At 41.8% G+C, this 14,256-nt stretch carries 11 protein-coding genes; 2 read left to right on the top strand and 9 right to left on the bottom strand.

The window, feature by feature from the left end:
* Positions 1-18 precede the first annotated feature (18 nt).
* From FFR00_RS13415 to tviB, 5 genes are all read right to left on the bottom strand, one after another.
* The gene (locus FFR00_RS13415; RefSeq protein ID WP_137673919.1) at positions 19-897 is read right to left on the bottom strand and encodes a polysaccharide pyruvyl transferase family protein; all 879 of its coding nucleotides are present in this window, start codon (positions 895-897) and stop codon (positions 19-21) included.
* Between the two features lie 34 nt (positions 898-931).
* On the bottom strand, positions 932-2,341 hold the full coding sequence (locus tag FFR00_RS13410; protein ID WP_235836226.1) for an O-antigen ligase: 1,410 nt from the start codon (positions 2,339-2,341) through the stop codon (positions 932-934).
* Positions 2,299-3,351 carry a GNAT family N-acetyltransferase gene (locus FFR00_RS13405; protein ID WP_137673918.1) on the bottom strand — a complete coding sequence of 351 codons (1,053 nt, stop codon included), beginning with the start codon at positions 3,349-3,351 and terminating at the stop codon, positions 2,299-2,301. The genes FFR00_RS13410 and FFR00_RS13405 overlap by 43 nt, the downstream gene beginning before the upstream one ends.
* Before the next feature lie 198 nt (positions 3,352-3,549).
* Positions 3,550-4,572, bottom strand: coding sequence for an SDR family oxidoreductase (locus tag FFR00_RS13400; protein WP_137673917.1), 1,023 nt, complete (start codon positions 4,570-4,572; stop codon positions 3,550-3,552).
* A 13-nt stretch (positions 4,573-4,585) separates the two neighbouring features.
* Positions 4,586-5,854 carry a Vi polysaccharide biosynthesis UDP-N-acetylglucosamine C-6 dehydrogenase TviB gene (gene tviB / locus FFR00_RS13395; RefSeq protein ID WP_174235955.1) on the bottom strand — a complete coding sequence of 423 codons (1,269 nt, stop codon included), beginning with the start codon at positions 5,852-5,854 and terminating at the stop codon, positions 4,586-4,588.
* Positions 5,855-6,030: 176 nt separating this feature from the next.
* On the opposite strand from tviB, the gene prsT reads away from it, so the two are divergent.
* Positions 6,031-8,790 (top strand): XrtA/PEP-CTERM system TPR-repeat protein PrsT, encoded by a 2,760-nt coding sequence (gene prsT, locus FFR00_RS13390; protein ID WP_137673915.1) that lies wholly within the window; start codon positions 6,031-6,033, stop codon positions 8,788-8,790.
* A 27-nt stretch (positions 8,791-8,817) separates the two neighbouring features.
* Here the strand turns inward: prsT and FFR00_RS13385 are convergent, their stop codons facing one another.
* From FFR00_RS13385 to FFR00_RS13370, 4 genes are all read right to left on the bottom strand, one after another.
* A complete protein-coding gene (locus FFR00_RS13385) occupies positions 8,818-9,777 on the bottom strand; it encodes a PEP-CTERM/exosortase system-associated acyltransferase (RefSeq protein WP_137673914.1) in 960 nt (319 codons plus the stop codon).
* Positions 9,778-9,932: 155 nt separating this feature from the next.
* A complete protein-coding gene (locus FFR00_RS13380; RefSeq protein ID WP_137673913.1) occupies positions 9,933-10,853 on the bottom strand; it encodes a THxN family PEP-CTERM protein in 921 nt (306 codons plus the stop codon).
* Between the two features lie 453 nt (positions 10,854-11,306).
* Positions 11,307-12,209 (bottom strand): THxN family PEP-CTERM protein, encoded by a 903-nt coding sequence (locus FFR00_RS13375; protein ID WP_137673912.1) that lies wholly within the window; start codon positions 12,207-12,209, stop codon positions 11,307-11,309.
* A 154-nt stretch (positions 12,210-12,363) separates the two neighbouring features.
* Positions 12,364-13,233, bottom strand: coding sequence for a ThiF family adenylyltransferase (locus FFR00_RS13370; RefSeq protein ID WP_137674044.1), 870 nt, complete (start codon positions 13,231-13,233; stop codon positions 12,364-12,366).
* A 120-nt stretch (positions 13,234-13,353) separates the two neighbouring features.
* Here FFR00_RS13370 and FFR00_RS13365 point away from each other — a divergent pair, with 120 nt between their 5' ends.
* Entirely contained in the window at positions 13,354-14,106 is a 753-nt protein-coding gene (locus FFR00_RS13365; RefSeq protein WP_137673911.1) for a serine protease, read from the top strand.
* Positions 14,107-14,256: the final 150 nt, after the last annotated feature.

Here is a 14,256-nt window from a genome sequence, read left to right as displayed (position 1 = left end):
GTTATGCCTTGTCAATTATTACTGAGACTGCAGCGCTTCTAAGCACTGATTAAGGCGAGTAATGAGTTGGTTTTGAACAAGCTCACCACTTAGCTCACCCTGAGCATTATTGGCAATTGCCGTTAACCCCTTGCATACCTCAGAACGCGTTTTATCGCTAGAATTGCGCGGTTTAGGTTTATACCAGTTTTTACCCAAACCAAACCCTTGCAATTGCCGCTTAAGTTCATCTTTAATAGCGCTAACAGGGCTATAAAAATAATTGGGAACAGACTCCGGCTGATACTGCATTTCTACGGTAGATAGCCAGTCCTGCCATTTCACTTGGTTTACATGGTCACCTAATATCACCGCTTTCCAGGGTAAACGTAGTGCATCAGCAACAATCGCCCCGTGCATTGCTTCAGTAAGCATTAGCTTACACTGCGCAATTTCGGCGAATACTTTATCTACTGACCACTCAGGTGAAATAAACCTAAACCCACAGGCTTCGGCAATGCTTTCCCAATTAGCGCTGCGGCAGCTAAGGTAATGCGGCATAAAGCCAATATCACCATTTTCTTTATGAGTAGGTTCCATTACATTTCGAAGTAATAAAGCTGAATCTGTTACCACTGTACTTGGATCTAAGTTCAGCGTTTTGGCGCTGTAAGGCCCTCTTACCGCGTGCACTTTCCAATTATCTGTCACTTCAGGTAATTGACCATACCCCACGCCAGACCCCACTATGTGCAAAGTTTTATCGTTAGGTAAACGATGGTTAAGCAAAGTGCCTATTCCAACCAATAATTCTGATTCATCGTCATTAAAAAAATCAGGCAGTAACTGTGGCCATAACCAAGGATTTAAGTCATCCCCAAAATTGCCCACTTCATCCTTGTAGTAAAATAGTTGCATTTTTACCTAATTATTAATTCGCTTTTGTAGACCGTCATAAGCCTACTTTCAAAGTCATATATACAGCAAAAATTACTGCCCAACTATAACCCATGCAACGCCATACCATCTTAGGTGCAAACATTTCGCTCAAATCTGGCCGCATTTTCATTAACCTTAGATGACTGGCTGTTTGCATTCCCATAAAAATAAACATTAATAGTGTAAATTGACGACTCAAGAAAAATGCTGTGACCATAAAGCCCACCATTGAATAAAAAAGGGTTTTATTCAAGTTAACTTCTTCTTGGTATAATTTAGAGGTTTCTTCATCTATTTCTTTTTTTGCAAGCTCTTCTTCGCTTAAGTAGTGATTAAAACGTTTTAAGATCATATAACCCACTAGCATGTTAAGTACTAAAGCTCCTCCCCAAAGGCTATAGCCAGGTATCCCAAGCTCACCAGCCACATGCACATAGGAATTGTGGGCCACTTTACCATGCTCCTCCATAAAGTTACCCATCCCTACCCCGAATACTGGGTTATGAATAAGCATTTGGATTCCATCGTACCAAGCATCTAGCCTCCCCGCTGCCGAAGACTCAGTGGAAGAGATCCCTCCGAAAGAGGCTAGCAAAGTTGCTGCAATAGGTGCACTCAAACAAATGAATAAAACTAAACGAGCCCCAGCATTACTAATAAGGAAATAGATCCCAATTACTGCGACAGAACCCAACAACGTTCCTCTAGAGCCAGTCATAAATACGCCGTAACCCAAAGCCATAAATATCGCCAGCATCAGTATTTTTGTTAATCCTCCGCCACGACCATAGAAATAAGCCACAAATGGTATATTCATCACCAAAAACATACCTAAGTCATTTGGGTCACTAAAAAAGCCTAAGTAACTGATGCGCATCTCTTCACGACCAACGGTAATACTGTCACCAATACCGATACCAAACTTCCCATTAAATGATGCTTGCTGAATGTGACCGTTATAAACCATGGTTAATGCGGCGAGTATACAAATAAACATAAGTATTCGTTGTCTGCCAGCTGTACAAACTAGAGCACTGTATAGAAAAAATGGAATAATGGAACTAACGAACAAACGTTGAGCCTGGAAAATCCCCCCGGTACCCCAACCATTCAAAAACGCTGAAGCCATAATAAATGGCACTAAGCCCAATAATAAATAGTGCTGGGGATACAGTTTCAGTGGCCGTAGGGTGAGTAATGTCAACCCAAACGACAAAATCGCAAAAACTTTAATGATTATAAAATCAGCCGTCGTTAGCGAAAACTCATGAGGCCTAACTAAAACCGCAATGGTGTATAAGAATAAAAAGAAAAATGCCAAGGGCGCATTTTTTTCCCTAATAGGGAGTTCTCTCCTCCCTAGCCGAGAGCTTTTAACTTCTAAAGGATTTTGTTGACGAGCTTGAATAGTCTTATCCTCCAAGGAGAGTTGATAAAATAAAGATTAGCCATACTAGTTTCTTCAGATGAAAATTTGGCTTTATAGCTCTCGCTTTGTGCACCCATCATAAAATCATAGCGCGTAACCGGGTTGTTAATAATGCTCCAAACATGCAAAGCAAAGCCAGGCGAATAACGAGAGTAAGTTTGCTCATCCCAACCAGATTGATAAAAGTACAAATTATTTTGGTCGAGTAAGTAGTAATTTAAGGCTATTGCTTTACCCGCAATGAAGACCCCGCTCATTGCTACATTTTCCGGGCAACCCTTAGCAAACTGTTCATGGAAAGCAATAAAACGAGAGTCTGCGAAGGCACCTGCTTTACCTTTCAGCTTCCATCTAGCTTGGTGAAAGGCAATTAATGCTGGCCACTGCAGGTTAACCTCATCGCTGTTAAGCCATGTAAACTCGGCTTTCTGTTGCTTTAAGGCCTTATCCGCTCGTCGCCATTGCGAACGCCCGTTGCGGCTAAGTTGATTGATTGACCAACCCTCAGAGCTCAACGAATAGCCTCTAGCGCTATTCACAATCAGCTTTGGCTGACTCGCTAAAAGCTCATACAACACACTACTTTGTTTCAAGGCTCGGCAATAAAACACATCCACCTTAAGCTGTGTGAACCATTCTAATATTGCCGGCTGAGCTATGCCCTTAAATACAGGGTTAACCAAAATATCTGGATACTCAGAGGCCAGTTCAGCACGCTCTTCTTCCCCTTGAGCCATTACTGATAGCCGTTGCAATTTTAGCCCGCGCCCTTCAACTTGAGAGTAAAATGGGGCCAGAGCAACTAAGGTCTCACCATCAAATCCAGCTAAACAGCTCAAACAACATCCTGAATGCCAGAACTGCTCAGCCCATTGTTTCACCCAACTGCATTGGCTAAACAAACTCGCGCTGCACGTTAATGCTAATTGGTTCCATTGTTGCTCTAAAGAAAACAACTCATCCAAGGTTTCCACGGTTTGCCAACGTAGCTTAGCTGCGCTCATTATTGGCTAACTCGCAGAGCAATTTCTGAACTTTTAATAACGCATAACGCGTTAAATAATAAAGACAAAAACCAGCGATTATTTTGCCGCTGGTTTATTGCTTGGGTCGCTCTTTCATTCCTTGAAAGGGTCATAGTACTGCTTCAACTCTTTACGCTTTCATAGGCTGTAAGCCAACAGCACCAATCTAATCAAATTTTAGAGGGTAGACTGATTAATGTACCAAGGCATCGCAAGTGCTAAACCTTGTCCAATAGTAAAAGCAGGATCATAGCCAAGCAGTTGATTAGCTTTACTAATATCTGCCCTCGAATGCCTAACATCTCCGGCTCTAAAATCACGATACTCAGGTTTCGCTTCACGCTGTACACCGTGCTGAGCGAGGTTCTCTTTCAGCAAGTCGTATAACTGGGTCAAACTAGTTTGATCATTTAAAGCTACATTAAAGACTTCACTGCTAGATAAACCTGCCGTTGCAGCCAAAATATTCATTTGCACAACGTTGTCGATGAAACAAAAATCTCGGCTGGTTTCGCCATCACCATTGATAAACACTTGTTCTTGATCGATCAAGGCCGCAGTCCACTTAGGAATAACTGCGGCATAAGCGCCGTTAGGATCTTGGCGAGGGCCAAACACATTAAAATAACGCAAACCAATAGATGGAAAAGCATAAGTACGCTCAAACACAGAGCTGTATAGCTCATTCACGTACTTGGTCACCGCGTAAGGTGATAAAGGATTACCGATTTTATCTTCCACTTTAGGCAAATCAGGGTGGTCGCCATAAGTTGAGCTAGACGCCGCATAAACAAAGGCTGACACCTGTTGCTCTTTGGCGGCCACCAACATGTTTAAGTAACCAGAGATATTCACTTCATTCGTGGTAATGGGATCGTTGATTGAACGAGGTACCGACCCTAATGCAGCTTGATGCAACACGTAATCGGCACTACCAACAAATTGCTTGCAGGTCTCAGGGCTTCGAATATCGCCTTCAATAAATTGAAACTGTTGCCATTGCTGCTCGCTAACTAAACCTTTCACTTCATCAAGGTTATGTTGGTGTCCCGTAGCAAAATTATCTAAGCCAATAACTTTTTGGTTTAGCTTGAGCAAGGCCTCTAGCAAGTTAGAGCCTATAAAACCCGCTACACCAGAAATGGCCCATACTTTAGGTTGCGCCTTTAATTGCTCACAAACTTGTTGAAAACGTGTCACTGTTTAGCTCCAATTACAAACGTAAATCGCTAGCATCTGCTGGTAATAGATATTTAAGATCGTAAAGCACGTGTTCAGGCTTACCAAAGGCTCGAATGTCTTCAACTGTCATATCTTTAAACTGCTGATGAGCAACCGCAAGAATAATCGAGTCGTAGCTTCCCGCTACTGGAGACTCAACTAAATCAATACCGTATTCGTCATGGCATTCTTGTTTGTCGGCCCATGGGTCATAGGTGTCTACCTGCACACCATAATCTGCAAACTCATGCACAATATCGATAACTTTGGTGTTACGAATATCAGGACAGTTTTCTTTGAACGTTAAGCCCAAAATAAGAATTTTGCTGTTTACTACCGAAATATTGCGTTTAACCATCGCTTTTATACATTGCGATACCACATAACGGCCCATGTTATCGTTGATACGACGTCCCGCTAAAATAACTTCAGGGCGATAACCAATTGATTCAGCTTTATGGGTTAAGTAATACGGATCGACGCCAATACAGTGACCACCAACTAAACCTGGGCGGAATGGTAAAAAGTTCCATTTAGTGCCGGCGGCTTCCAGTACAGCTTCAGTATCAATATCTAAACGATTAAAGATAAGTGCTAATTCATTGATTAAGGCAATGTTTACATCACGTTGGGTGTTTTCAATCACTTTTGCGGCTTCGGCTACTTTAATGCTACTGGCTTTGTGGGTGCCCACAACAACAATCTCGCCATACAAGTTATCTACAATGGTGGCTATTTCTGGAGTAGAACCTGAAGTTATTTTTTTGATGGTAGATACACGGTGGGTTTTATCGCCTGGGTTAATTCGCTCAGGGCTGTAGCCTACATAGAAATCTTTGTTAAATACCAAGCCTGAATTTTTCTCAAGTACCGGTACACACTGCTCTTCAGTTGCGCCTGGGTAAACAGTAGATTCGTAAATAACAATATCGTTAGGTTTTAGTACTTTGGCCACGGTTTCGCTAGCACGCACTAAGGGCGTTAGATCAGGCTGTTTATGTTCGGTGATTGGCGTCGGTACCGTAACGATGAAAACATTACATGCTGCCAAATCTTCAATTTGACAGCTGTACGACATATTACCTGCAACTTCTTGCAATTCGTCATTGCTAACTTCTTGTGTTAGGTCAATACCTTGTTGTAACTCAGATACCCGCCCTTGGTTAATATCAAAGCCAACTACGCTGCGTTTTTTGGCAAACTCAATCGCTAAAGGCAAGCCAACATAACCTAGACCAATTACGGCAATACTTACGTCCATGTATACATCCATTTAATTTGAAAAACAGTTTTCTAATGCTAATTAAACCGCATATTGAAACAGAAAGTAAGAGCCTTCCTTCAGATAGCAACAAATCACCCCACAAAGTAGGACATAAGCTTAATTAAGCTGTATGATTTTAACGTAATTTATCAATCCAACAAACAGGGAATAATATGAGCAATCATAGGTTTGGAATGAAGAAAATTCTGGCTGCCACAGCCTTAACCATGGCATTAACTGCGTGCGGTGGGGATTCTGCAGAACAGCATTTATCTAAGGCGTCTGGCTATCTAGCTGAGAACAATCAAAACGCCGCTATCATCGAATTAAAAAATGCCATTAAAAAAGATGCTGCCTTGTCTCAAGCTCGCTTAACGCTTGGCGAAATATATTTAGAACGCGGCAACTATTTAGCTGCCGAAAAAGAACTAAATCGCGCTTTAGAACTCAATGCAGAGAAAGAGCAAGTCATTCCGCTTTTGGCCAGAACTTACCTAAATCAAGGTCAACCCGATGAAATAGGTAGCCTGCTGTCAGATAACCGTCCTTTCAAACTAGAAACAGAAACTGAATTACTGGCTATTCATGCTTTAGCACTATTTAGAAACGGACAAATTGATCAAGCGAGAACCACCTTAAGCCAAGCGCAAGAGTTAGGCATTGAAGGCACTTACTCCAAAATGGTGAAAGCCAGTATTTCCGCAGCAGACCAACAACTGGCGAGCGCTAACGAAACCATTAATCAGTTAAGTGAAGAAGCACCCAATAATACCGATGTGTGGTTACTTAAAGGTCATTTAGCTTCTCTAGCCGATGATAACGCAACCGCAGTACTGGCTTACCAAAAAGCCGTCGAACTGGCACCAGAAGCGGTTCAATTTACTTTGTACTTAGCCCAAGCAATGGTTAAAAACAAACAATTTGATGAAGCTGAACCTTATTTAGATAATATTCTTAAGGTTGCGCCTAACCATATGTTAAGTAACCAGTTAAAAGCTTACATTCGTTTTCAGGCAGAAGACTTCGATGCTGCTTTTGAGCTATCAACCAAAGCGCTACAAAATGGTTCACACAACACCGCTACTCAAATTGTGGCCGGCATTTCAGCTTATAAATTACAAAAGTATGAACAAGCCCTCACTCAATTAGAAAGAGTGATCAACAAAGATCCCAACAATGCGTTAGCGCAACGACTATATGTAACAACTCAGTTTCGAATAGGCCAGCTAGATAGCGCGTTTAACCAACTCAACCAACCCTCTATTGCCGCAGCACAAGATAGCGACTTTTTAAGCACGGTAAGTTTGCAATTAAACCGCTTAGGCAGAACAGAGGAAGCCATTCAGATTGCTGAGAAAGCGGCTCAATCTGGTGGTTTAGCAGAAAAAGCTAAACTTGGTTTACTTAAGTTAAAGCAAAATGATCTCGATGGTATAGAAATTCTCAATGAAGTACTCGCTGAGCAACCTAACCACGCTCAAGCATTTTTAGGATTGCAAACCTATAGCTACCAACAAGGCAATACGGAAGAAGTACTTAAAGCCCTGAACCAATGGATTGTAGAGCACCCCGCAGATCAAAGCGTTAAGTTATTCAAAGGCGCTATTTTAGAGCAACAAGAGCGTTACGACGAAGCACTTAGCGCATATCAAGCAATCCTCAAAGACCAGCCTAACGATGTAGCGGCTAAACTATTTAGTTCATCGGTATATGTACAAAAAGGTGAAATTGATAAAGCTTATCAATTAGTTTACGAGGTAAAAATTGAGCAGCCTGAAAACTTAAGAGCTTTTGAGTTCTTAATGAGCCACGCTTCGCAGATTGATAAGATTGAAGAAGTCAAAAGCTTAATTGATGAACAGCTAGCCACTGCTCCCGAGTCGACCTTGCTGACAGAGCAACTAGGGCGCTACTACTTATTTAAAAAAGATTTTCCCCAGGCAATTACCACCTTTGAGAAAATCGACCCAATGCTAAGAGACGATAGAGTTTGGCAATTAATTGGTGATTTATACCTTCAAGCTGAACAACAAGATCAAGCTGTAGCGACTTTTAAAGAATGGTTAGAAAATTCACCATTGTCATTAGTGGCCTACGTTAAAAATATTAATATTTTAGAAGCAGCGGGAAAACTGAAAGAAGCGGTAAGCCTTAGTACCCAAGCAATGAAGCTGTTTAAAACCAATCAAAAGATTATTTTTGTAAATTCAGTCCTGCAACTAAAAGCTGGAGACGCTGTCGCCAGCCAAGATGCGCTCGATCAACTTGAACCTTTTCAGCTTGAAACGCCAGCAGCTTTGCAACAACAAGGTTACATCTACTTAGTACAAGAAAACTGGCCAGCAGCAATCGAAACATTTGATGCACTTTATAAAAAATACCCTAGCACTCAAACCGCTAACCTTTTGATTAAATCCTATAAAAATGCAGGAAACATCGGTCAGGCAATTAGCTTTATAAAGTCAGCTATGGAGCAACATAAAGAAGCAGCTCAACCGCTACAACTTCAGCTAGCGGAGCTACAAATGCAAGCTGAGCCAAACGAAGCGTTAGCTCAATATCACGTCATTATTGAAAAAGAACCAGAGAACGTTATTGCATTAAATAACTTGGCTTGGGTTTATCATGAAATGGGCAAACCTGGTGAAGCTTTACTGTATGCTGAAAAAGCCCACATTCTAAAGCCCGACATCCCACAAGTTACCGATACCTACGGTTACATGTTGCTAAAAGCGGGCAAAGTTCAACAAGCCACTGTTGCACTTGAACAAAGCTATCAACAGCAAGCCAGTAACGAGATAGCGCTTCACTACGTAGAAGCACTCATTGCGGACCAACAGACAAAGAAAGCGAAAGGTGTACTGGATAACCTCAGGAACCTAGAACCTGAACTTACAGATAAAAAAGCTGAACTAGAAGCTCAGCTAAAATAAAGTAGGAATAGTAGCTGCTAAGTGCGGCTAGCGCGGAAGATAAAGGCCGCTAGACTCAGACCAATTAAAATTCTCCCGCATGGAAATGTTGGGAGATTTTTTTTGTTCAAAAAAAGACGATGAATACATTCTCTTGATGTACTCGTCATTGTCATCATTGTTTCGAGCAGCCAAACACCCCTTCTCTACTTCTTTATCAATGTTATTCATTAATACCTGAAAACCGACAGGTAAGCTGCGAGTTAACATGCCAGTGCTAATATAGTAAGGCGCACGTAGGCCATGATAATCAACAGCTGGGCCTAATTGCTCAAACTTAATACCCAAGAAGCTCATACTGCGAGCTAATCGAGGCTCCATCATAACAAAGGCATGGTGAGTGCCTGCTCGCACAGCTAGAGCTGCAATGGATAAATACAAACCAATAGCTAAAAAAGGAAAGCAACGTAACTCTTCCTCAGAATAGGTTTGCTCGTTAATAGCACCAGAAGCGGCACCCTCAAAGTTATCAGCCTTACGACGGCGAAATTGAGGGCGAACAGCCAAACGAGAAATTTCACAAATCTCGCTTCGGTCAAACTGGGAGGGATGAACCTTAGCGTTTTTAATCGCTTCAGAACAAAATTTTTCAATCGGTAACAATTCACTTTTACTCGTTGGAGAAACTATTCGCACACAACCGGCGAAGTTAGAACTAGGTTTGTGTTCAATGAGGCAAAAGCGGGAGTAATCGTCAAACTCATCTTGTTCCATACCGTCATCACGAACGGGCTCAAAATTGAGCTCTTCGCAATATACGTCGTGACGAATTTTAAAAGCTTCGTTAACTATATCTGGTTTAAAGGCAACAACGGGGCGGAGGAACTCAGCAAAATGTTCGGCGATGAGTTTAGCTTCACGCTTCACCAACATCGAAATCCCACCTCTTACAGCTGCCCCCAAAACCGGCACAGTGGATAGTTTTTTCACATATTTGTTACGGATCATAACGGGCTCTCTAAGCTGTTTAATTATCTATTTACAACACTTAAGCCTTAGAAAAATAATGAATTGAAATAAAGTAGGCTTGAAAAAAACAAAGCGCAGAACTAGGCTGCGCTTTGGGTATTCAATGCTAATAGTTAGCGACTTTTAAATAAGCATTATGCACGGCGACGAACTGACGCCAAACCTAACAAGCCTAGACCAAAGATAGCTAAAGTGCCTGGCTCTGTTACTTGAGCAGCAGAGATAGCGAAACCAGCTTTTAATTCATTGGTTTTATCTTCTTCTGTTAGGAAGCCGATACAAGTAGCATTTGGACCACAATCAATATCACCCAATACATCTAAACCTTGAAGGCGAGTAGTAAGCGTGTATACGTAGTCATCGTAGCCAGGGATTGGCAATACAAAGCTGTTTTGAAGGTAGATATCATCACCAACTTCAGTGTAGGTAACATCTGGGCCTAGCACTAAAGTGAATAAGTCTGAACAACCTTCTTGGTTAATACCTACTGCACCAACTAGTTGGGTAGGTTCGTACTTACAGATGTTGTTCGTAGGAGTGTTATAGGTTTCTTCAAAGATAACACCAAATTGTAGTACTGGTGCTGGCGCTAGTGGGAAAGCAACTGGCGCTGTAGGCGCTAGGAACAAACCGTCAAATAAAGTAGCCGCAACTAAAGTATCACCGGTAACGCCCCAGTTTTCATGTACAAGACCAGTACCTTCAGAGAATACCAATGCACCAACACCGTCGACAACACTAGTAGTAACAGTACCTTCTTTAGCTTCTTCAATCGCTAAAGCGCTTTTCTTCAAATCTGGGTTTTCAGCACCGTAAGGTACACCCCATTCAAGCGTTTTAGGTAATTCACCACCAAACAAACCAACTGGATCAAATTCGTCACGAGTAGCACCAGAAGCATCAATTCCGGTAGGGTCAATAGAACCGGCATCTGAAGTCCACTGGTCAAAACCAGCATCATTTAAATAGTCCCAATCAGTAATAAGAGCAGAATTTGCAGCAACGCTTGCAAAACTTAAGCTAGCTGCCAAGCATGTTAGTTTTAATTTGTTCATGTCACCCATCCATTTGGTTAGTACGATTCAAGATACAACCTGTACATAGCAATCTAAGTGCCAGTTTTAAAAACCCTTTTAAAACAACCTTTTAACAAAAACAAAACCCATTGATAAAACGTTGATGTAAAGATTACTGACATAAAAAACTAAAGCATTTATTGAATAAAGTACTCATAGGATCCCTAATTCCACTGCCACTTTCACGGGCTAACGTCGTTTTCGCCAAAAGCTTTTAAGTGCTTGCTTACAGGCATGTCAGTTAAACCATGAGCAATTCATTAACGTTTAGTTAACCGTTAACAAAGTACGATAAGCCTTGAGGATAAAAAGGTGACTTGTAGTAAAGGGGAACCAAATAGCTTGGTACAGTTTCTTATTGCAGGAGCGGTATTGGAAGGAAAACAAGCAACTACTGCTTTTAGCAGCAGTTGCTTTAAACACTAGCAGTGATTAAGCGCGGCGACGAACAGATGCCAAACCTAATAAGCCCAAACCAAAGATGGCTAAAGTGCCTGGCTCTGTTACTTTTGCAGCAGAGATAGCAAAAGCAGCTTCTAGTTGGTTGGTTTGGTTTTCTTCAGTCAAGAAACCAATACAAGTAGCATCAGGCCCACAATCTAAACCATCTAATACTTCTAAGCCCTGCAAGCGAGTCGTTAAGGTATAAACATAATCATCAAAACCAGGGATTGGTAATATGAAACTGTTTTGAAGGTAGATATCTCCACCAACTTCAGAAAAAGTAACGCCATCATCCAACACTAAAGTGAATAGGTCTGAACAACCGGCTTCATTAACACCAGCCTCACCTACTTTAGTATCACCGTATTTACACACGTTATTTGTTGGTGTGTTATAGGTTTCTTCAAATAGTACATCAAATTCAAGTACTGGCGCAGGAAGTGCAGGACCTACAAAAGGTGCTAGAGGCTGCAAGAACAAACCATCAAACAAAACCGCTGACGATAAAGTATTACCTGTAACACCCCAGTTTTCGTGAGTAAGGCCGGTACCTGTTACAAAATCCAAAGATGCTACATCACCTGGCGCGCTAGTATTTACTTGGCCAGACTGAGCATCATCGATTACAAGAGAACTCTTTTGCAATAAAGGATTCACTGCGCCATATGGGTCACCCCACGCTAAGCTCTTAGGAAGCTCGCCACCAAAAAGAACATCAAAATCGTCTAGTGTTGCACCGTCGGTGTCTATACCAACTTGGCCAGCACGAGAACTCCACTCTTTAAAACCCGCATCATTTGCGTAGTTCCATTCAGTAATCAGTTCCGCACTTGCAGAAATACTTGCTAATCCTAAGCTAACTGCTAAGCAAGCATGTTTCAGTTTGTTCATGTAACCCATCCGTTTGGTAAAATCGTTTATAAATAACGGTGGGCTTAAAGCAATAAGTAAGCCAAGATTAAAAACTATATACTTACAACAACTTAAACTATATTAATACAAATATAAATAACATTTTGTAAAACTTACTGACACCAAGTCACAGTTAAGCACCGCCACTCAATACTATTTTTTTCGCCACACCAAATACAATACGCTGCAGTGGATTGCGGTTACCCATTGGCCGCCAGGTTTTTTTGAAGCGATTTCGGTAGGCATCAAAGTGCAAACCGTAAGGTGCTGTAATTAACTCGCCTCTATTCAATAATATTTTGAGCACATAAGTGCCGGCAATTCCCCCACACATTTTCACAGCCATAGGCATCGACGGGCCTTTTTTAGCGTGGAAGTCCGCTTTACTAGGGTCAACTAAGTATGGTCGCTGTAACATAGCGGGCGAAAGCCCAATCAAGAATTTAATGTATTGCTCATTTTCACTGCTTGCATCCTCAAAGCGAAAATACTCTTCATAGGTCATTCCTCCCGGCATAAAGCAAAGAAATGCGCAGCCCATACCCAAAGGAGCTGCGGTTACTAGCGGTATATTTTTTTCCAAACACTTTTGAAAAACCAACTTACGTGCCGATAGCGCAAAAAAATCCAAGCTATCTACATACACATCAACGCCATCTAAAAATTCATCAACATTATGTTCGAAAATCCCTTCAGGGAAAGACTTCACTTCCGCTTCTGGATTAATATCCAAGCAAACTTGTTCCATCACTTTAACTTTATCTTGGCCCACCGTAGACATAAACGCCCCAGCCTGGCGGTTAAAGTTATGCACTTCATATTCATCAAAATCAGAGATATGAAACTTGCCAACCCCCAACCTTGCTAACGTCACTATGTGTTCACTACCCACGCCCCCGGCCCCAGCCATAGCCACACGCTTACCACGCAGTATCTGTTGCTCTGCATCTGTAACCCAGCCAATATTTCTGGAGAACGCATCTTCGTAATTAAAACTCATCATCATTTGGCCTTTTTCGCTTCACAGTATTACGCACTACACAAACCTAGTCGCTTTTATACTAACTTGCTCTAGTACCGAGTAAAAATTAAGATGAAATAATCTCTCAAGGAAGAATATAGTATGAAACTCGCCTTCATTATTGCCATCGCTTCATTTTTATCGATGTTTAGCGCTGGCGCGTTAAGCGATCTTGCTGACACTATAGAAAGAATTAAACCTTCTGTAGTTGGCGTTGGCACCTACAACAAGCTTAACTCACCGCGTGCAAACCTTAGAGGAACAGGGTTTGTGGTTGGACCTCATTTAATTGCTACTAATGCCCACGTCATTCCCAAAAGCCTAAATCAACAGCAGAATGAAAAACTCGTAGTGTTTGTTGGGCAAGGTCGTTCACCCGAAATACGAATAGCCAGTTTGGTGGCAAGCAATCAGAAACATGATTTAGCGCTGCTAAAAATTGAAGGTAAAGCCCTAAAAGCGATGAGTCTGTCTAATAAAAAGGTACGCGAAGGAGAACTATATGCCTTCACTGGGTTTCCTATTGGTGCGGTATTGGGACTTTACCCCGTTACTCACCGCGGTATTATTTCGAGTATAACGCCAGTGGTGATACCCGCCCGAAATGCCAGCGAGCTAAACTTAGCACAACTTAAAAGACTTAAGTCACCGTATAACATCTATCAATTAGACGCTACCGCCTACCCGGGTAACAGCGGAAGTCCTTTATATCACCCTGAAACGGGCGCAGTAATCGCTATCATTAACAAGGTGTTTGTGAAAACGACTAAAGAGGCCGTGTTGGCTGACCCTAGTGCTATTAGTTATGCCATTCCAGTCACTCACCTAAAGCAGTTAATCAATTCGCTTAAATAGCGAGTACAGCTAAATAAGCTATATGACCCGTCCTAAAATAGGTTGACGATTTTTAGGCCAGCTCCAGTAGCTGGCCTTTTCTATTATGCACCTGATTGGGCGTTTCCATATTTAAACTCAGGTGCGGTCTCATCGTGTTGTATATCGCTA

The organism is Agarivorans sp. Toyoura001, assembly GCF_005405585.1.
GTDB lineage: Bacteria > Pseudomonadota > Gammaproteobacteria > Enterobacterales > Celerinatantimonadaceae > Agarivorans.
This window is presented reverse-complemented; position numbering and strand designations above follow the sequence as displayed.

Coding starts and splice junctions, on each gene's coding strand:
- FFR00_RS13405 (WP_137673918.1), bottom strand. CDS start 3,351: ATGAGCGCAGCTAAGCTACGTTGGCAAACCGTGGAAACCTTGGATGAG.
- tviB (WP_174235955.1), bottom strand. CDS start 5,854: ATGGACGTAAGTATTGCCGTAATTGGTCTAGGTTATGTTGGCTTGCCT.
- FFR00_RS13370 (WP_137674044.1), bottom strand. CDS start 13,233: ATGATGAGTTTTAATTACGAAGATGCGTTCTCCAGAAATATTGGCTGG.
- FFR00_RS13365 (WP_137673911.1), top strand. CDS start 13,354: ATGAAACTCGCCTTCATTATTGCCATCGCTTCATTTTTATCGATGTTT.
- prsT (WP_137673915.1), top strand. CDS start 6,031: ATGAGCAATCATAGGTTTGGAATGAAGAAAATTCTGGCTGCCACAGCC.
- FFR00_RS13415 (WP_137673919.1), bottom strand. CDS start 897: ATGCAACTATTTTACTACAAGGATGAAGTGGGCAATTTTGGGGATGAC.
- FFR00_RS13385 (WP_137673914.1), bottom strand. CDS start 9,777: ATGATCCGTAACAAATATGTGAAAAAACTATCCACTGTGCCGGTTTTG.
- FFR00_RS13380 (WP_137673913.1), bottom strand. CDS start 10,853: ATGAACAAATTAAAACTAACATGCTTGGCAGCTAGCTTAAGTTTTGCA.
- FFR00_RS13375 (WP_137673912.1), bottom strand. CDS start 12,209: ATGAACAAACTGAAACATGCTTGCTTAGCAGTTAGCTTAGGATTAGCA.